Origin of the sequence: Pseudoalteromonas atlantica (genome assembly GCF_043641955.1) — a bacterium.
GTDB classification, from domain to species: domain Bacteria; phylum Pseudomonadota; class Gammaproteobacteria; order Enterobacterales; family Alteromonadaceae; genus Pseudoalteromonas; species Pseudoalteromonas atlantica_A.
On record NZ_JBHZRV010000002.1, the window covers coordinates 135,404 to 154,163 of the forward strand.

The following is an 18,760-nucleotide window of genomic DNA, read 5'->3' on the forward strand; positions in this document are numbered from 1 at the left end:
GAAAACTCGGGTTACTAAAAAGGATATAAAATGAACGATGTTGTTATTGATGAAAGTGCGCTAGAAAGTATGGAGTCTTTATTAGGTGATCAGTTTAGTGATACTTTAACTTTTTGTTGTGCTGAGTTTGACCGTTTAGCCGGTGAGTTCTTTGCTGCATTTGGCAATGATTTAGAAGCATCAATTCGTCACGCACACAGTTTAAAGTCAAATGCTTCGCAGTTTGGTGCGACAAGCCTGTCTGAAGTAGCAAGAGAAATAGAGCATAGCTTGAATAATAATGAGCATGACAAAGCCGAAGCAGCTTCACGACTATTAAACGAACAAGTATCTAAGACGCAAGTAGAATTAACTGCTTGGTTGGCTGCAAGGTAATTCAAAGCTAACTAGTACGTGAATATTTTTCAGTATTAAGGTTATGAAATACTCTAGTATTTTAACCCTTTACTAGGTTAGTCTAACTGTTCACTAGTAGAGGTAGAAATGTCAGAAATAAAAAAGAGTCACAAATTAGAAGGTGTTTGTTATGACATCCGAGGGCCTGTTTTAGTACAAGCCAAAAAAATGGAAGATGACGGCCAAAAAGTTCTTAAATTAAATATAGGTAACCCTGCTGCATTTGGCTTTGATATGCCAGAAGATATGCACAGGGATATTATACGCAACTTATATTCTGCCCAAGGCTATTGTGACTCTAAAGGCCTCTACTCAGCCCGAGTGGCTATTTACCAGCATTATCAACAGCGTGGCTTAAATAATTTAGATGTTGATAGTATCTACATTGGTAATGGGGTTAGTGAGCTAATTCAAATGACCACCCAAGCGCTTTTAAACAATGATGACGAAGTGCTAATTCCAGCTCCAGACTATCCTCTATGGACTGCATCAGTTAAGCTAGCTGGCGGTAATCCTGTTCATTACTTGTGTGACGAAGAGCAAGATTGGTTTCCTGATATAGCTGATATACGCAGTAAAATAACCTCTAAAACGAAGGCTTTAGTGCTTATAAACCCAAATAATCCTACAGGTGCCGTATACAGCGATGATTTGTTACAACAACTTATCGATATTGCAAGAGAGCATAAGCTACTGCTCTTGAGTGATGAGATTTATGAAAAAATCTTGTACGATGATGTGACTCACAGCTCCATAGGTGCCTTGTGCGATGACGTTCCGATCATTACGTTCAATGGCTTAGCAAAAACGTATCGTGCTGCTGGGTTACGTATGGGCTGGATGGTTTTAAGTGGCCGAACCGATTTGCTTTATGATTTACAAAAAGGGTTAGACATTTTAGCGTCAATGCGCTTGTGTGCTAATGTACCCGCACAATATGCTATTCAGCAAGCATTGGGTGGCGTGCAATCCATAGATAACCTAATTAACCCCGGTGGTCGCTTGTACGAACAGCGAGATATTGCGTGGCGGGGGTTAAATGCGATTGATGGTATCTCTTGCTCTAAACCAAAAGGGGCTTTATACGCATTCGCGAAAGTGGATACCGAGCGGTTCAATATTAAAAGTGATGAAAAAATGATTTTGGACTTGCTCAAGGCAGAAAAAATATTACTTGTGCATGGCAGGGCATTTAATTGGCCGAACCCTGATCACTTTAGGTTAGTCTTCTTGCCAAATAAAGACGATCTGGCGACTGCGATGTCTAAAATGCAGCGATTTTTTAATCATTATAAGCAAGTATAATATTGCACTTTTAAAAAGCTGCGAAATGAATGTTAATTCATGTCGCAGCTTGCTTTAAGCTTTTAGTAAGCTCTATCTACTCTTACAGAATTGTCAGATAGGTATACTAGGCGTACTCGATCGCCTCTAGCAAATAACATGCGATTATCTTTATCTTGCACCACCATGAACTGCTTACCGCTTTCGACTTTTACCATCATCTCAACTAATTCATATTGGGTATAATAGCTACCTTTTTGCTGGTTGTGAGCAATGTTACCACCAATAACTGAACCCAGTATTGTTGCAGCAGTTCGACCGCTGCCACCACCAAATTGATTACCAATAACACCACCTAATAAGGCTCCGCCAAAGGTTTTCCAGCCATTAGTTTTATCTTGAATAAGCTCTCGCTCAGTAATAGTACGAACAGATTGTACTTTCCCAAATAGCACCTGTTGAACTGGCACTGCTTTGTTTCGCTCATAAGCGCCGAAAGCTTGGTTCGGTATTACCAGTAGTGCAAATAATAAGAAAATAAATTGCTTCATGTTATGCTCCCAGGCTGTTACCAGCCAAAGGTTGATTTTTCACGCGTTTTACGGATTTCTGTTTCATCAGCCCATTCTACAAGGCCACTTTTTAAATCCATTAACCGCATTGTAAATTTATAATATACATCGGCTTTATCAGCGTTTGATTTAACAATACTTGATAGATTGCCGTATAACATATATTGCGCTCCCACTTGCTGGCCAAAGGCTACAGCCGTTGCAGGGTTTACCAAGGCATCTTCATTTTGGAATGTAAGCTGCTCACGGGCGGCTTCTACACGACTCATATCAACAAAGCGAAACTTTCCACTGCGTAATAGCTGAGTCGAAATAGAGTCAGTGATAGATTCGGTATCAATATGCTCACTGGTCTTATTTTTAATTCGTTCTACGAAAACGATAGGCCGAGTATTAGCGGTCATAGTTCCAATAACAGGAGAACTAAGCAGAGAGTCGGTCATTTGACTAGCTACTTTTTGAAGATCTGTAGAGCCAAAGTTGATATCTGTTGTTTCTACAGCTTGTGCGTCACCGTAACTAACGACTGCTTTATTGGCACAGCCGCTTAAAACTAGAGCACTTAGGCCGACCAGAGCAAGCCCTGTTAGTCTGGTGAAAGTGGTCGTTTTATTTAATGTATTCATTTATATTTCCTTAATCTTCAAATTCTTGTGCTTTTGTTGATACTTCTCTAACTGCTAACGAAAACGTTACTGCATCTGATGTAGGTGCAAGAGCAGGTAATTGAACATTAGCAAATCCAAACAAAGTAAGGGATTGCCAAGGGGAGTGGTTTCCTTTGATCACAAACCCATCTTTGTCAAACCATGTGAATTGGTACTGCAAATATTGTGATTTTTTATATTGGCTTGAAAGCGTAACAACTATGTCTGTTAATTGGTTAGTTTGACGTGTCTTAACATTAGTTATGGCAAGTTTTTTTCCTAACTTAGGGTTGTTTACCTTTAGTTGTTGCTGGTAGTTGGCATGTTGTTCAACAGATATGCCTGATGTAACAGGCCTGCTTGAACAGGCTGCGAGTAAACATACCGATAATAGGGGTATTAAAATTTTCATAGCAGCTCCTAAAGTTGCACTACATGAGAGTTAAAGTAGTTATTAATTGAGGTTAGATAGATCAAAGTTAACCCCTGCTTACTAACCGTAAAATTTATACTTGGTTGGTTGCTTCCTATTTTCAGCGTGTGTTCACCCGGTGAAATATTTCGCCTTGCAATGCTTATTTGGTTAGGCAAGGTAGACCAACTTCGGGTATCTGCTTGCTCAGACGCTAAGTTATAAATATTTGCTAAAATATTTCCTACGTCGCCACCGCTTCGAGCAAGTTCAGCTCGTACCTTCTCTTTGGCAATCAATCTAAGAACTTGACGTGTCATTCTTGCGGGAGCTTGTGATTCTAGAGTTTTTGCGGCTAGCGCCTCAATGCGTACAAGCGGTTCAATAGGCATCGATTCGTCAGCTATATTGAGGTGTCTTATTGTCGGAGTAAATGCTGCTCCTTTATACACCGGTACAGCTAAACTATAAAATCGAGCATCACCTCTCGAGGTGTATATTGGCAATTGCAACACAAACTCATCTTTTTTCGGCACGAGCCCTTGCTCTATAAATACAATAACTTCGCCAGCCTCTTTTGGCTGCTCTAATTTTCCAAAACGTTTAACATACGCTGCAAAGTCCTGCTCAAACCCTTGCTTTTTAGCTAGACGCATTACATCTTTTTGTAGATATACATTATTTGGGTTTATTTCTAATGCTTTTTTATAGTCAATGTATGCATCGTCAAACTGATTGTTACTTTGATAGAGCAGTGCAGATAAATAAAATGTATACGCATTTTGAAAGCCGTTCTTAACATTTTGTGTGATCTCAGACATACTCGGGTAATGCTTTTGCGCTTCTTTTATTGCTGAGTCAATGTCTTGTTCATTCTCGTTTAATGCATCTAGTTGCACTTTGTTCGCGCGACGCACTTCAACTAAAGCACTCTCTAGGTCATTCTGATAAAGGTAGTTGAGTGCTTTATAACTGTGAAGCATGCTCATTTCATAAGGTGCTGGTATATATTCAATGACCGAGTCATTCGTTAATAGCGCATTACTTTGTTCTAAAGAGCTTGAAACCTTTATTTTTGCGGCTTGACGAACTTTTTCCATTTGTAAATAAATAGCTTCGTAGTTCGTTTGTGCGCGAGTGTTTTGATTGTTCAAATCTTCGAGGCGTGCATTTTCTAATTGGTTTAATAAATAATTACTATGCGATAGACTATTATTAGGTAAAAGTTGTTGTGCTTGGTTAACGTTATTTGCTTTTATTGCTTGGCGTACAGGCGTCACTTGTGTTGCGTAATCTGTAAATAAGTCAGTAAGACCTGTTGTACTGCATCCACTCAACCCACTAGATAATAAAGTTAAACATAAAACTACACTGCTACGCACATGTTGCTCCTTAATCAATTAACTACACATTAGCATAGACTTATTAACCTACGATGATAAACAATGTAAAAAATCGTACAAACCAGGGTCTGTTGACCTTTGCGGATTAAGATTTGTTCAAACTAGGATCGATTTAATCGCGGCGCGAGTTTTGTAACCTAGTAGGCTAAGTCAAAACCGAGCAAAGCTATTGCGTCCTGCTAACGCTCCTTACTTACATCCATGTAGGCAACAAAGAGTAAATTGTCCCTAGGCAGAACCCGAAGGGCAGCGCCTGTTTGGCATTGATGCTGCGTTATCGCCTACTTATGGGGAATAACCACACCACATAGGCGCTGCCTTGCCTAAATACCAAACAGGCTGCTGCAAATTTAACCTTGAAAGGTCAACAGACCCTAGCATTATGAAATTTATATTTTTATATCGAGGTCTTATTAAAACTGTTAATGTTTAAACCAGTATTCTTATTATAGGAAATAAATGAAAGTAACGTTCTATACACTCTTCGCACTTGTTGCATTTGCTGCTAACTCTCTACTGTGTCGATTAGCGCTTGCAAATGGCCATATAGATGCGTGGAATTTTACTGGCTTACGCTTACTAAGTGGTGCAATGTGCTTAGGTTTTATTTTATTTATTACGACTAATAAAAAAGTTATCCCAAATAAAGCTGCTCATGACGAACGAGGGAGCTGGCGTAGTAGTTTAAGTTTGGTGGTTTATGCGCTTTGTTTTTCAATTGCTTATGTCGAGCTTGATACTGGGACTGGTGCATTAATTCTATTCTCTGCGGTGCAGCTAACAATGATCAGTTGGGGAGTATTTTCAAAAGAACGGCTATCAAACGTGCAATGGTTAGCATTTCTCACTGCTTTAGCTGGTTTTATATATTTAATGATGCCTTCAGCAAAAACACCTTCATTGATACCGGGTTTATTAATGATGCTCAGTGGTATTGCGTGGGGAGTATATAGTATTCGTGGTAAAGCATGCAGAGCCCCCCTTAAAGCAACGGCCTATAACTTTGCTAGAAGTCTATTTATTGTTCCCCTGATTCTTCTTATTGGCTTTAGTGCATTATCAGGCAGTAGTTGGGAGGGGATTCTATTGGCAGTGCTATCTGGGAGTGTTGCATCAGGCCTTGGGTATAGCCTGTGGTATGTTGCATTACCATTATTAAAAAGCAGTCAGGCCGCTGTGGTTCAATTGTTAGTGCCGATTATTGCTGCTGTTGCCGGTGTCGCATTTTTAAATGAAAACATCACATTGCATTTTATAATTGCAAGCGCCGTAATTCTTGGCGCTGTTCTGGTTTTTTTGAAGGCTAAATCGGTACCGGCGCAACATTAGTTACATAGCGACTAAATAGACTGGGTAAATGTTTTACTATAGTGTCTTTACCCAATAAATCACTGCATTTTATTTGGTGTTCAATGACCTCTAAGGACACTTGATTACACATAATTTTTGATTGCTTTATGTGGCTAATATGCCAAGGCTCTGGAGATACCCCTCCTAGGTCATGTTGGTAAGGCCGATAAAAGCCGTACTTGGTTAAATTATTATCGAGCCACGTTGTTAGCCGAGCAAATGGGCCTGTTTCGCTGTACTCAAGTGGACTTAGTTGCAGTTCGTAATCTGCAGCTATGGCGGCTTCATCATATACGTCAAGGTCAGTTCCTAGATGATGACGACTGGCACCAGGCAGTGCACTGTAAAGTAAAATAGCATGACATTTTTCTATATCAGTTAATGTAGATAAATCTATAGCGACCTGATGCTTATCGAATACAGGCCGTTTTCCAGAAAATTTTGCATTCCAAATGGCACTTTGTCGGTCGAAATCTCTAAAACTTGATGCAATAGCCAGCGAAAAACCTGCTTTTTTAGCTGCCTGTTGTAATGATTTAAAATCATCAGCAATTTGTGCATGCACACGGTGACGACCAATATTAACTAAGTGATCATCACTGCAACCAGTTGCACATGCTACTAACTGTGATGGAGTAAGAGCCATTTTTGTCATGTTAGGAGTTGCTCTAAAATTTGCTCGTAAACCTCACTTAATTCAATCAGGTCATCGGTACTGACACACTCATCTACTTTATGAATAGTTTCATTGCGTGGGCCAAGCTCTATTACTTTAGCGCCTGTTTGTGCAATAAAACGTCCATCTGAAGTGCCGCCTGATGTTTCAAGCACAGTATCGCGGCCTGTTACATTCTTAATTGCAGCTGTGGTGGCTTCAATTAAAGGGCCACCTTCAGTGATAAAGGGTTGTCCATTCACAATCCATTTTAGCTCGTAATCAAAATCGTGCTGTTGCAGTATTTCATTTACTTGCTGTTGTAACTGTTGATGTGTGACTTCGGTACTGAATCGAAAATTAAATTGAATTTCAAGCTCACCTGGAATTACATTACCAGCACCTGTTCCACCGTTAATATTTGAGACTTGAAAACTGGTTGCAGGAAAAAACTCGTTACCCGTATCCCATTGCGTTTGGCTCAATTGTGACAGTGCAGGAGCCGCTAGGTGAATTGGGTTTTTAGCTAGGTGAGGGTAGGCAACATGGCCTTGTATTCCTTTTACTGTTAAAAAACCGGTTAATGAACCGCGGCGGCCATTTTTGACTACATCACCAAGCGCATCTCTAGAAGACGGCTCACCGACAAGACACATATCAATTTTCTCGTTGCGTGCTTCCAATGTATCAACAACACGGGTTGTACCATTGATGAATGGACCTTCTTCGTCAGACGTTATTAAAAAGGATATAGATCCTTTGTGATCAGGATGTTTTTCAACAAAACGCTCAGTTGCGACGATCATAGCGGCTAAAGAGCCTTTCATATCTGCAGCACCGCGACCGTGCAGCATGCCATCTTCAATAAGGCCTGAAAACGGAGGGTGTTGCCAGTTTTCTTCTGGGCCAGTTGGCACAACATCGGTATGCCCTGCAAAACAAAAATGAGGTGAGGTATTTCCTTTGCGTGCCCATGTGTTAAGCGTATCGGTAAAAAACATAGGCTCAATATTAAAACCAATCGCCTGTAAGCGCTGATTCATCATTGGCTGACAGTCAGCATCCTCAGGAGTCACTGAACGACGTTGAATTAGTGCTTGTGCTAACTCAATAACAGGGTGTTTCATACTGCAAAAATCTCATCATATTGTTGTGCTTTAAAGCCTAAATAATAAGAGTCCGCATGTATTAACACAGGGCGTTTTATCATCGCAGGGTACTCAACTAACAAATCGAGTGCTTTATCTTCATCGAGAGTTTGCTTTTGCTCTTCAGAAAGTTGACGGTAGGTTGTACCTCTCTTATTTACAAGATTTTGCCAGTCAATGTGTTGTGAAAATGTAGTAACCATTTCTTTTGAAATGCCGTCTTTACGATAATCATGAAATGAAAATTCGATATTCTTATCAGTTAAATATTTTTTAGCTTTTTTAATTGTGTCGCAATTGCTAATGCCGTAAAGAATCGTCATATTATTTCTTCTTAGTTAACGTTAATAAAGTGTCTATCCCTGCGCTTACGTGGGACAAAGAGTAATAAATGGGTGTCAATTGGTGCCCATTCAATAAAATAAGAGTTGCTAATAAGGGGGTATTTAGATTACGCAAATCAAAATAGGCAAGCCGTTGTCCTTTAACAATTTTACTCCCATTTAATTGGGCTATATGGGTATGTAGCATATCGATTTGTTGATCAATATGTAAGTTTATGAGTAGTTTAAGGCCGTTTTTTGCTTGCAGTATAAACTCAGTACCTGCATTTTTTACTTGAATTAAAATGCCATCGAAAGGTGCTAATACTTTGTGACTCGTTAATTCAACCATAATACCAGGACCTAGTGTGCCAAATTTGAAAAAGGGCTCTGGGTGATCACTCAGTGATCTCACTTTACCAGTAAATGGGCTAGTAATGTGTAAACTAGCGCGATCAGTTTGAGCTTTAGGTGAAAAGGAAATATCAATATGTTTCATTATTAGATTGGCTCTTCGAGCACAGTGTATCCATCTTTTTTTAATGTTTTAATGGCATCATCAATACGCTGCTTTTTGACTAATACATAATCTGTGTCGTAAGTAGATAACGCAAAAATAGAAATACTGGCACTGGCTAATACCCCCGATATATTTGCCATAATACCGGTAAGTGAAAAACCTAAGGGGCCAACGACTTCCAAAGCAAGCCAATTATGTTCGGCATCCAAACTATCAATATTAAAACTACTTGGGCAAACAATAGACAACTCATCATAAGTTTTAGAGATAAAAAAAATGTTTTGTTTAAATAAATAGCTTGGAATAGGGCTGTCAACATCAAGGCTATGTATACTAAATACAGTACTATGGAGTTGTAATGTTTGCTTTGACATTATAGACCCTTATTAAATTTGGACTTTTGTTTACTGAATAGTATAGCTAAAAAGCACTGAATAAAAGTGTAATCTTGTCCACAGTTTCTGTGGATAACAATGGGGTTAGTTAGGTATAACCACTGTAAGTTATTAATTAATAAATTTATATTTCATTGGGTAGATAAACAACGAAGCAAATGTAAAGTAAGCGAGAGGCTTACTTTACACACATACTAACTACTTGAGATTAGCAACTTGTTCAGCTTGAATTGCTGTCAATGCAATGGTGTAGACGATATCATCGACTAATGCGCCACGGCTTAAATCATTCACCGGTTTTCGCATACCTTGTAACATGGGCCCTATACTTATTAAGTCTGCACTTCGTTGAACGGCTTTATACGTTGTATTACCTGTGTTCAAATCTGGGAAAATAAACACTGTAGCTTTACCTGCAACGGGGCTATTAGGTGCTTTTTTCAACGCTACATTTTCCATAATAGCTGCATCGTATTGCAGTGGACCGTCAATTACTAAATCAGGACGTTTTTGCTGAGCTAATTTAGTTGCTTCACGCACTTTCTCAACATCAGCACCAGTACCTGAAGTACCTGTACTGTAACTTATCATTGCAACACGAGGCTCTATACCAAATGCCGCTGCAGAATCTGCTGATTGAATAGCAATATCCGCGAGTTGCTCCGCTGTAGGGTCTGGGTTAATGGCACAATCACCGTATACCAGTACCTGATCTGGAAGTAACATAAAAAATACAGAAGACACTAATGAAGAGCCGGGTGCTGTCTTAATTAATTGAAGTGGCGGCCTAATGGTGTTTGCTGTTGTATTTACAGCACCAGAAACTAAGCCATCAACAACACCTTGTTCGAGCATCATAGTACCAAGTACAACGTTATCTTGTAACTGCTCTAACGCAACGACTTCGGTTAACCCTTTGGCTTTTCTGATTTCAACCATAGGATCAACATAGTCTTGCAGCACTAGGTGCGGTTCAACAATCGTTACGTTTTCATTAAGCTCAACACCTTGTTGCATTGCAATACGGAGTATTTCTTCTTTATCACCTAATAGAACTGTTTTTGCGATACCGCGCATGCCGCAAATAGCAGCTGCTTTTATGGTGCGAGGCTCATTACCTTCAGGTAATACAACCGTTTTATTAGCGTGACGCGCTTTATCTGTAAGTAAATATCTAAATGCAGGCGGAGACATTTTACGTGTTTTCCCCACACTTTTTGCCAGCGTATCTAACCAATCAGAGTCGATAAAGCTAGCATTGTGATGTTTTACTTTATCAATACGTTGAATATCATCACAGGGGACTTCCATATTAAAGTTATGTAATAACAAAGAGGTGCGCCAGGTATCTGCTTCAGTGCACAAAATAGGCAAGCCTGTTGCCATTGCCTGTTCACATAAGGTCATTATACGAGGTTCTGGTTTGAACCCGCCTGTTAGTAAAATAGCACCTATTTTTGTGCCATTCATTGCTGATAAACAAGCGGCAACAAGCACATCAGAGCGATCACCCGGTGTGACAAGTAACGCCCCCGGGGTAAAGTGGTTAAGTATATTAGATACTGTGCGGGCACAAAAAGTAACGCGGCGCAGTCGTCTGTGAACCATGTCACCTTCGTTCAATACTTCTGCTTTTAAATATGCACTTAAATCTTTTACCCTAGGTGCAACTAACTCAAAATCCCATGGGATAGATCCTAGCAGCATAAAGGGGTGCTTTCTAAAGATAGGAAGAGATGCCAACCGGTTTACTTCATTCTCTAATGCGTCAGGGTTATGAGAGTCGACTAAATCGGCTCGAGCTCGTCCTTCCTCATCGAGAGGCGCGTTTACCTTGTTAAATATACAACCCAAAACACGTGCATGACCAACACCACCATAATAACCTGCAGCTATTTCTAATTTATCTTCAATTTGGTCGTTACTGTCATTCCCTGGAGTAAGGATAAAGACTATTTCTGCTCCTAAGGTTTGAGCGATTTCACGATTAACACGACCAGCATAAGGTTGACGACGGGTTGGTACCATCCCTTCAATGATGGCTACTTCATCATTACTTATGGTGTTTTCAAACCGTTCAACAATTTCTTCTAGCAGGTCATCACCTTTACCATCGCCAATCATTTGTTCTGCATAATCAAGTGCGAATGGAGTAGGCGGGTTGATTGGAGAGCCCTGAGTCACGATTTGTGTTGATTTTTCAGGACCTGTTTCTCCAGAGCGGGGTTGAGCAATGGGTTTAAAAAAATTCACTTTTACTGCTTTTTGCTCAAGCGCACGGACTAATCCTACAGACACAGATGTTAAACCAACACCAGTGGAAATAGGCACTAACATTATTCTACGCGCCATACTATTGCTCCTGTGCGATGTTTGCTGCATCTTGGGCTATTACCCACTCTTCGTTTGTAGGCATAACAACGGCTGTTGTATTTGCATGTTCAGAACTGATGATACCTTGAGTACCAAAACGAGCATCTAAGTTTGCTTGATTATCGCAATCAAGACCTAAAAAACTTAACTGCTTAATTACCTTACTGCGGATTAAATCTGAGTTTTCGCCAATTCCTCCGGTAAAGATTAGTGCGTCTAATCTTTGTAAAGGAACCATAAATGCGGCTATTTGCTTTGCAAGCCTGTAGCAAAACATATCCAGTGCAAGAATGGCTCTTTCATTCCCTGCAAGGGCTGCTTCTTCAATTGTACGGCAATCGTTGGAGAGCTCACTAATGCCCAATAGGCCACTTTCTTTATTAAGCAAATCATCTATTTGAGTAGCAGTGTAATCTAATTGCGATGTTAAAAAGTTAAATAAGCCGGGGTCAATGTCACCACTGCGGGTCCCCATCATCAAACCTTCCAGTGGGGTTAAACCCATGCTGGTGTCAACACTTTTACCATTTTTTATTGCACATACAGAACAGCCATTACCCAAGTGAGCACTAATAAAATTACTATGCTCTAACGGCTTTTTCAGTAATTTTGCAGTTTGACTTGCAACATAATAATGGCTGGTGCCATGAAAGCCATAGCGTCTCACTCCGTAATCGGTATACAGCTTGTAAGGGAGAGCATATAAATACGCAACTTGTTCCATTGTTTGGTGGAACGCAGTATCAAACACGGCTATTTGTGGTAGCCCTTCAAATGAAGCTTGTGCAGCAGCAATACCTAATAGGTTGGCGTGGCCATGCAATGGAGCCAATGTAGCAGCCTCAGTAATACCTTCGATAACAGACTCATCGATAAGAACTGACTTTGTAAAGTGCTCGCCACCGTGCACAACGCGGTGACCAATAGCAATCAGGTTATCAGCTAAACTGTGATCTTTTATTAGGTTAACTAGCGTATCAATCGCATGTGCGTGAGCTTGTCCTTTAGCCAGATCAACTATGTTTTTTTTGCCTTGAAACTTATATTTTATAGAGGGAGCATCAGAACCTAAGCGTTCGGCGAGGCCTGAAATCACTTCGTTTGAAGAGTCTGCATCTATAATTGCAAATTTAAGGCTTGAACTGCCGCAATTAAGTACTAGTACATGATTAAGAGAGTTGGGTTGCAAAGGCATAAATAGGTCTCATTTTGGCTATAACAGTAAGTGAGCATTAATCTAGCGCATGCTACAAACTTAACAGCGCTTAATATAAAGACTAAAGATAAATAGTAATTTGCCGATTAATAACTATGATTAAACTAAAGTCTAGTTGATTTAATGCATTTTATTTTAACGCATTTACATATTAAACGTTAGCCATAACATTGATTAAACTCAAGGTTTGTCTAGCTTTTGTCAGCAACTAGATTTTACAAAGGAATGTCGTTTTGAGTATGGTACACTCGAAGAGTTAAACCGTTAAACCAGCGACACCGAGGAGTCATGATGCAAAACAGTGTGATGTCACAAGTTCAAACTGGTCGAGAATACGCAAAAAAGTGGCCGATGCGTAAAGAGCTAGTGCCTTTATTTGTCGAGTTTAAGGTCATAAAAGCCACTGAGCATGCAATTACAGTTATGCCGATACTGGCGATGCTGACACTATTTATGCAAATTAATTATCTCGGTAGTGATTTTTTACCACAAGCGATTGCAGTAGCGTTGTTCTTTTTATCATTGCCGCTACAAGGTCTTTTATGGTTAGGTAAACGTGCTGATACAACACTTGAACCTGCTATGGAGCATTGGTTTAAAGAGTTACACACAAAAATGGTGGCTAATGGTTACCAAGGGTCTTTGGGTAAAAACAAACCACGCTATGCGGATTTGGCCCATTTACTTAACGATATGTTCGATAAAATGGACCGTGCTTTTACCCGAGAAAACCTCTAATCAACTTTTCTAAAGTGACTTACATAAAATGACAAGGTGACATTTTGCTCACCTTGCTCTTCTAATTCCTGCCAATGTTCAGGCCTAAACTTCCATGCAAACGGCGTCATGGTAATCAGGTTTTTAACGTCATCAAAACCAAGTTGTATTTGTTGTTCAATTAAATTTTGCTGTATTAATGTAAAGCTCTCAGGTGCAACAATTGGCGTATGCGCGATTACTTCTCGATAAATCTTTTGTTTCAACTCTTTTAAGTGCCAAGGCCCTGGGCTTGCGACAATCAATGAACCATCCTGGCTCAATAAACGGGCAAGCTCTTGTTCAAATAATGGTGCGAAAATACTAATAAGTACATCTGTTTGATTATCTGCGAATGGAGCTTGGCTTATTGAAGCAACACTAAATTTGCAGTTTTCATAGCGTTTGGCTGCATATTTTATGGCTGACTTAGATATATCAACACCATACACATTACCTCGGCATTTGCTCGCAATTGCTTGTGTGTAAAAGCCTTCCCCGCATCCTAAATCAATCACATTTTTTGGCGATAGCTGTACTACTAGCTCTGCGATAGCTTGCTGTAAAAACTCATAGTGTCCGGTGCTTAAAAACGCCCGTCGAGCTTGCACCATATCAAGGTTATCGCCTGGTTGCTTTGAGTTTTTATTTTGCACTGGCAAAAGGTTTACATAGCCTTCTTTAGCATAATCGAATGTATGGTTATTATCACAGCGCAGTGATTTTTCAACTAACTGCAAAGAGGATTGGCACAAAGGGCATTGATACGCGAGACTCATGAGTCTAGATAATCCTTGTCGTAAAAAGTTTTCACCCAGTGTGGGCGATAAGTAATAAGTATGGAAATTGCCATGCCATTTAGCATCGCTTCAGGAAACCAAATAATGGCGCACAGGTATAAGTAATTCTCACTTAGTTCGTACCAATTATAGTTACCTAAAAAATAATAAAAGGCACTTACACTGACTATTTTAACGCAACTGACTAACCCTGCGCATAAAAAACTGCAGATAAATATATAAATAAAGAAATGACGAGGTAGTAGGTTGTAACAAATAATAAAAACACAATAACTAAACAGTATAGGGAGAAATGCTGTGAATAGTAAATGTAAGGGCAATTGTGCAAAGCTAAGTTGACCAAATATCAAGAGTAGAGCACTTGCAAATGTTGCACTTAGAATAGCAAAGCGCCACCCTAGTGTTAAAGTGATTGCGGTGATACCTAATATATGTAGTTCGAGGCCAGGTAAAATTCCTGCTTTAACTTGCCATAAAACACAAAATACAATTGCACAAGCAAATACACCGGTTTGACGCGCAGGTGTTGTAATAAGGCTCTTATAGAGAGGTTTATTAAAACTGCTCCAAGCAATTACCCCAGCCACAAGCCACAAAAAAAATTGGGTATTCGTATTAATTAGGGCTGTGAGGTCAGGGTTATTAAACATCGTAAATTAACTAAAAGTTGACCAAATAGGAGCATGATCAGACGGTTTTTCTATGCCTCTTAATTCGTAATCAATACCTGCATCAGTGCAGCGTGAAGCTAACGTTGGTGTTGCAAGTACCACATCGATTCGAAGGCCTCTGTTGTCATCAAACCCTTTTGAGCGGTAATCAAACCAAGAGTATTGCTCACCTGTGTCAGGGTGAAGCTCACGATAGGTATCTTTAAAGCCCCAATTCATTAATGTAGCTAGCCACTCACGTTCAATTGGTTGAAAAGAGCATTTGCCGGTTTTTAACCAACGTTTACGGTTTGGTTCGCCAATGCCAATGTCTAAATCGGTAGGAGAGATATTTATATCACCCATAACAATGACATCTTCATCTGCGGTGTGGTTATTTTCAAGATGAGTCATAAGATCAGTATAAAACTGGCGCTTATAAGGAAATTTTGTTTCGTGATTAACGTTGTCACCTTGAGGAAAGTATCCATTCATAACAGTCAGGTCGCGACCATTTTCTTGTGTAACGGTTACACTGATCATACGTTTTTGTGACTCTTCAGTGTCTGTAGCAAAACCTTTAAATACCGACTTAGGCTCACTCTTACACAGCATGGCCACGCCGTAATGTGCTTTTTGACCATGAAAATAAACGTGGTACCCCATTTTTTGAACATCTTCTAAAGGGAAAGCTTCATCATGCACTTTGATTTCTTGCAAGCCGATAATATCTGGTTGATGTTTATCAATTATTGCTTGCAGTTGATGCAGACGAGCGCGAAGCCCATTGATGTTAAAAGAAATGACTTTCATATTTTTGGCCTAAAAGATAATTTATTTTGCTAAATTCTATCATCAAAACGAGCTCGATACATGTGCTTATTCATTACCTGAAGTTGGTTTAATGTTGTGCAAATGATGATTAATTATTAAACATTGTTAACCTTCCATTAAATAATTAATTAAATGAATTATTCAATTGATTTGTGTTTTTCTGTATATATAATGCGCGAAACAAACCCGTTCAAACCATTTTATACAGGTCAGTCATGAAAAAACAACTTTTAGCTATTTTCGTTGCAACAGTATCATTCTCACAGGCTACTCAAGCAGCTGAATATTTTAGTGCAGATAAAAAAATTGAATCAAAATTGTGTTCAATTAGTGCAAATGAAGGTTTCTCTGCGGCACGCAAAGTAGCTTCTAAGCACGGTATTTTTTTATCGCGCTATTCACAAAGCATTTTGTGTAATGGTGAAGATATTCGTTCAATAGCTAAAAAAGTTGAAATGAAAAACCGCGACGTAAAAATGATTCAAGTATTTGCTGAGAATGACCAAACTGAAACGCAATTGTGTATTACTGCCGTGCAAAAAGGCCTTGAGCCAGTGCGTGCTAAAATTGGCAACTTAAACTCACTTCGTTGTAATGGTGAAGTTGTGACAGATTTTGTTAAGCGTTTCCAAAACGCTGCTATCTAACTAGCAATATTTGAATAAGAAAGCGCTTATACGGCGCTTTTTTTTGTGTGAAACTTTTACAGGAAAGCTGCAAAGTTTTTATACATAAACTTAAGGTGTTTGTAATATTTTTTTATCTTATTGATTTTAAATGGTTAAATTTTTGGTTCAGTATTTGCTACAGATTACATGAATTAAATTAATTACAAGGAATCTCTTATGAAAAAGTTAACACTCGCATCTACTATTTTAGCCGCCCTTACATTGAGTGCATGTTCTTCAAATTCATCAATGGATAAAATCAGCAGTGATTTTGGTAGTCTAGATAATGATAACGATGGATATATCTCAAAAGTAGAAGCAGATGATGATGATATTTGGTCGCATTTCTCAAATATTGATACCAATATGGATGAGCAAATTAGTCGTAAGGAGTTCTCAACCTATACGCATCTAAATACAGGTAAAGTGGCCAGTGATAGTGAAGTAAGCGAATCTGCATTTAAAGCTGATATTGCTAAGTTTGACCCAATCGAAAGTGACTTCTCATCATTAGATAACGACAGCAATGGATATATTTCTGTGGTTGAAGCGAATGATGATGACATCGCACACCACTTTGGTTACATAGACGCTAATAAAGATAAGCGTGTCAGTAAAAACGAGTTTATGAGCTATATTAAGGCACATGGTAGTGAAGTGGCTGAAGATGAAGCGCTCGAGATGTTGAAAAACAGTTAATTAAAATTTGTTCTTAGAAAAGCATAAAAATGCCAGCACAACTGTTGGCATTTTTTTTGGTTTTTAGATAATAATTTTTCCAACAATCGGTGTATTCTGTCATAATGAGTGGTTAATCAGTTCCGCGAACACTAAATAAATGGTTTTATAGATGGCAACGAAACGAGTAAGTGATGAGCAGCTCATTGAGATCATTGAAGCAGCGATTTTTGTTGCGCCAAAACCATTGAATAAACGATACATTAAAGACACCGTATTAATTGATTTGAGTGTGTCTATGACACGCGTAAATCAAGCAATAGAGCATATCCAAACGCATTACCAAACGCGCGGTATCCGCTTGGTTGAAGTAGGAAGTGGATATCGCTTTCAAGCATGTGAAAGCCTAGCGCCTTGGTTGAATAATTTATTCCAAGAACGCGCTCCAAAGTATTCACGTGCCTTATTAGAAACGTTGTCATTGATTGCTTATCGCCAGCCAATTACCCGTGGTGAGATAGAGCAAGTACGTGGTGTAGCTGTTGGCTCTGGTATAATGAAATCCCTGCTTGAAAGAGAGTGGGTACACGTCGTTGGTTATAAAGAAGTCCCTGGGAAACCAGCCCTTTATGCGACGACAAAACAATTTTTAGATTATTTTTCGTTAACTGGTCTTGATAACTTACCCGAACTGCCAAAACAGCAGATAAGTAAGATAAACCAGTTATTGAGTGATCCTTCTGTGAGAGAACTATCCGAATGAGTATACAAGGTGAAAAGCTACAAAAAGTCCTCGCGAGAGCCGGTGTTGGTTCGCGTCGTGAAATGGAAAAGTACATTGACGCAAATCGTGTAAGTGTAAACGGTAAAGTGGCAAAGTTAGGCGATCGTGTTGAAGAAACAGATCAAATCCGTGTTGATGGCCATACTGTAAAAATAGAAGAAAAAGCAGAGCGTATTTGCCGTGTAATTATGTATAACAAACCTGAAGGGGAATTGTGTACTCGTAAAGACCCAGAAGGTCGTCGTACTGTATTTGATCGCTTGCCGCGTATTGATGGCGAACGCTGGATAGCGGTTGGTCGATTGGACATCAATACTGCTGGTTTGATGTTATTTACCAATGATGGCGAATTAGCTAATCGTTTAATGCACCCAAGTTATGAAGTTGAACGTGAGTATTCTGCTCGTGTATTCGGTGAAGTGACTAATGAGACGATAAAGAACCTCACTAAAGGTGTTGAGCTTGAAGATGGCATGGCTAAGTTTTTAAACATTAAACCATTGGGAGGTGAGGGCATTAACCGCTGGTATAATGTGACACTTACTGAGGGGCGTAATCGTGAAGTGCGTCGTTTGTGGCAGTCTCAAGAAGTTGAAGTATCAAGGCTGATACGTATTCGTTACGGTAAGCTAGAACTGGATAAACGCTTGCCACAAGGTGGCTGGAGTGAGTTAGACTTAGAGACTGTTAACTATTTGCGTAAGACGGTTAAGTTAGGCCGTGAAACACAAACTAAGCTCTCAGTTATGCCGGAAAAACGTAAAGACAAACGAGCGAAGATAAATCAGATTCGCAAGGCCGTTAAAAAACATAACAACCGCGTTAAGCAAACTAAACGTCGTTAACTAAGAACGTAAAAAAACAAAGCCGCTATTTAGCGGCTTTTTAATTATAAG

22 protein-coding genes are annotated in these 18,760 nt (G+C 39.4%); 8 read left to right on the plus strand and 14 right to left on the minus strand.

Features of this window, described 5'->3' with window-relative positions:
- Window positions 1-30 precede the first annotated feature (30 nt).
- Together ACHUE3_RS04200 and ACHUE3_RS04205 are read left to right on the plus strand one after the other, a co-directional pair.
- Entirely contained in the window at window positions 31-375 is a 345-nt protein-coding gene (locus ACHUE3_RS04200; RefSeq protein ID WP_394190510.1) for an Hpt domain-containing protein, read from the plus strand.
- Between the two features lie 108 nt (window positions 376-483).
- Window positions 484-1,701: a pyridoxal phosphate-dependent aminotransferase gene (locus tag ACHUE3_RS04205; protein WP_394190512.1), complete on the plus strand. Its 1,218-nt coding sequence runs from the start codon at window positions 484-486 to the stop codon at window positions 1,699-1,701.
- Between the two features lie 62 nt (window positions 1,702-1,763).
- Here the strand turns inward: ACHUE3_RS04205 and ACHUE3_RS04210 are convergent, their stop codons facing one another.
- The 4 genes from ACHUE3_RS04210 to ACHUE3_RS04225 are packed head-to-tail and all read right to left on the minus strand — an operon-like array spanning window position 1,764 to window position 4,693.
- Window positions 1,764-2,231 (minus strand): outer membrane lipoprotein, encoded by a 468-nt coding sequence (locus tag ACHUE3_RS04210; RefSeq protein WP_394190514.1) that lies wholly within the window; start codon window positions 2,229-2,231, stop codon window positions 1,764-1,766.
- Window positions 2,232-2,248: 17 nt separating this feature from the next.
- Window positions 2,249-2,878 carry a penicillin-binding protein activator LpoB gene (gene lpoB, locus ACHUE3_RS04215; RefSeq protein WP_394190516.1) on the minus strand — a complete coding sequence of 210 codons (630 nt, stop codon included), beginning with the start codon at window positions 2,876-2,878 and terminating at the stop codon, window positions 2,249-2,251.
- Window positions 2,879-2,888: 10 nt separating this feature from the next.
- A complete protein-coding gene (locus ACHUE3_RS04220) occupies window positions 2,889-3,311 on the minus strand; it encodes a YcfL family putative periplasmic lipoprotein (RefSeq protein ID WP_394190518.1) in 423 nt (140 codons plus the stop codon).
- An 8-nt stretch (window positions 3,312-3,319) separates the two neighbouring features.
- On the minus strand, window positions 3,320-4,693 hold the full coding sequence (locus ACHUE3_RS04225; protein WP_394190520.1) for a COG3014 family protein: 1,374 nt from the start codon (window positions 4,691-4,693) through the stop codon (window positions 3,320-3,322).
- A gap of 480 nt (window positions 4,694-5,173) precedes the next feature.
- Between ACHUE3_RS04225 and ACHUE3_RS04230 the strand changes: the two genes are divergently transcribed.
- Window positions 5,174-6,043 (plus strand): DMT family transporter, encoded by an 870-nt coding sequence (locus ACHUE3_RS04230; RefSeq protein WP_394190522.1) that lies wholly within the window; start codon window positions 5,174-5,176, stop codon window positions 6,041-6,043.
- On the opposite strand, the gene ACHUE3_RS04235 is transcribed toward ACHUE3_RS04230, so the two are convergent.
- The 7 genes from ACHUE3_RS04235 to ACHUE3_RS04265 form a co-directional block, all read right to left on the minus strand.
- Complete coding sequence (locus ACHUE3_RS04235) at window positions 6,018-6,710, minus strand: M15 family metallopeptidase (protein WP_394191643.1); 693 nt, start codon at window positions 6,708-6,710, stop codon at window positions 6,018-6,020. The two genes, ACHUE3_RS04230 and ACHUE3_RS04235, sit on opposite strands and share 26 nt — an antisense overlap.
- Before the next feature lie 5 nt (window positions 6,711-6,715).
- Complete coding sequence (gene dapE / locus ACHUE3_RS04240; protein WP_394190524.1) at window positions 6,716-7,846, minus strand: succinyl-diaminopimelate desuccinylase; 1,131 nt, start codon at window positions 7,844-7,846, stop codon at window positions 6,716-6,718.
- On the minus strand, window positions 7,843-8,190 hold the full coding sequence (locus ACHUE3_RS04245; RefSeq protein ID WP_394190526.1) for an ArsC family reductase: 348 nt from the start codon (window positions 8,188-8,190) through the stop codon (window positions 7,843-7,845). The genes dapE and ACHUE3_RS04245 overlap by 4 nt, the downstream gene beginning before the upstream one ends.
- Window position 8,191: 1 nt before the next feature.
- On the minus strand, window positions 8,192-8,689 hold the full coding sequence (locus ACHUE3_RS04250) for a PTS glucose transporter subunit IIA (protein WP_394190528.1): 498 nt from the start codon (window positions 8,687-8,689) through the stop codon (window positions 8,192-8,194).
- A 2-nt stretch (window positions 8,690-8,691) separates the two neighbouring features.
- A complete protein-coding gene (locus ACHUE3_RS04255; protein ID WP_394190530.1) occupies window positions 8,692-9,084 on the minus strand; it encodes an ACT domain-containing protein in 393 nt (130 codons plus the stop codon).
- Between the two features lie 219 nt (window positions 9,085-9,303).
- Entirely contained in the window at window positions 9,304-11,457 is a 2,154-nt protein-coding gene (pta, locus tag ACHUE3_RS04260; RefSeq protein ID WP_394190532.1) for a phosphate acetyltransferase, read from the minus strand.
- A gap of 1 nt (window position 11,458) precedes the next feature.
- The gene (locus ACHUE3_RS04265) at window positions 11,459-12,673 is read right to left on the minus strand and encodes an acetate kinase (RefSeq protein WP_394190534.1); all 1,215 of its coding nucleotides are present in this window, start codon (window positions 12,671-12,673) and stop codon (window positions 11,459-11,461) included.
- A gap of 312 nt (window positions 12,674-12,985) precedes the next feature.
- On the opposite strand from ACHUE3_RS04265, the gene yfbV reads away from it, so the two are divergent.
- On the plus strand, window positions 12,986-13,432 hold the full coding sequence (gene yfbV / locus ACHUE3_RS04270) for a terminus macrodomain insulation protein YfbV (RefSeq protein ID WP_394191645.1): 447 nt from the start codon (window positions 12,986-12,988) through the stop codon (window positions 13,430-13,432).
- Here yfbV and rlmA read toward each other — a convergent pair.
- Genes rlmA through xthA form a run of 3 tightly spaced genes read right to left on the minus strand, consistent with a single transcriptional unit; the run spans window position 13,429 to window position 15,713 of the window.
- Window positions 13,429-14,229, minus strand: coding sequence for a 23S rRNA (guanine(745)-N(1))-methyltransferase (rlmA, locus tag ACHUE3_RS04275; RefSeq protein ID WP_394190536.1), 801 nt, complete (start codon window positions 14,227-14,229; stop codon window positions 13,429-13,431). The two genes, yfbV and rlmA, sit on opposite strands and share 4 nt — an antisense overlap.
- A complete protein-coding gene (locus ACHUE3_RS04280; RefSeq protein WP_394190539.1) occupies window positions 14,226-14,900 on the minus strand; it encodes an energy-coupling factor ABC transporter permease in 675 nt (224 codons plus the stop codon). Before ACHUE3_RS04280 ends, rlmA begins: the two co-directional genes overlap by 4 nt.
- Window positions 14,901-14,906: 6 nt before the next feature.
- Window positions 14,907-15,713 (minus strand): exodeoxyribonuclease III, encoded by an 807-nt coding sequence (xthA, locus tag ACHUE3_RS04285; protein WP_394190541.1) that lies wholly within the window; start codon window positions 15,711-15,713, stop codon window positions 14,907-14,909.
- Between the two features lie 236 nt (window positions 15,714-15,949).
- On the opposite strand from xthA, the gene ACHUE3_RS04290 reads away from it, so the two are divergent.
- The 4 genes from ACHUE3_RS04290 to rluB all read left to right on the plus strand — a co-directional run bounded on the left by ACHUE3_RS04290 (window position 15,950) and on the right by rluB (window position 18,709).
- Entirely contained in the window at window positions 15,950-16,381 is a 432-nt protein-coding gene (locus tag ACHUE3_RS04290) for an exonuclease III (protein WP_394190543.1), read from the plus strand.
- A 198-nt stretch (window positions 16,382-16,579) separates the two neighbouring features.
- Window positions 16,580-17,101: an EF-hand domain-containing protein gene (locus tag ACHUE3_RS04295; RefSeq protein ID WP_394190545.1), complete on the plus strand. Its 522-nt coding sequence runs from the start codon at window positions 16,580-16,582 to the stop codon at window positions 17,099-17,101.
- Window positions 17,102-17,252: 151 nt separating this feature from the next.
- Window positions 17,253-17,843, plus strand: a complete 591-nt coding sequence (gene scpB / locus ACHUE3_RS04300) for an SMC-Scp complex subunit ScpB (protein WP_394190547.1) — start codon at window positions 17,253-17,255, stop codon at window positions 17,841-17,843.
- Window positions 17,840-18,709, plus strand: coding sequence for a 23S rRNA pseudouridine(2605) synthase RluB (gene rluB, locus ACHUE3_RS04305; RefSeq protein WP_087534338.1), 870 nt, complete (start codon window positions 17,840-17,842; stop codon window positions 18,707-18,709). Before scpB ends, rluB begins: the two co-directional genes overlap by 4 nt.
- Window positions 18,710-18,760: the final 51 nt, after the last annotated feature.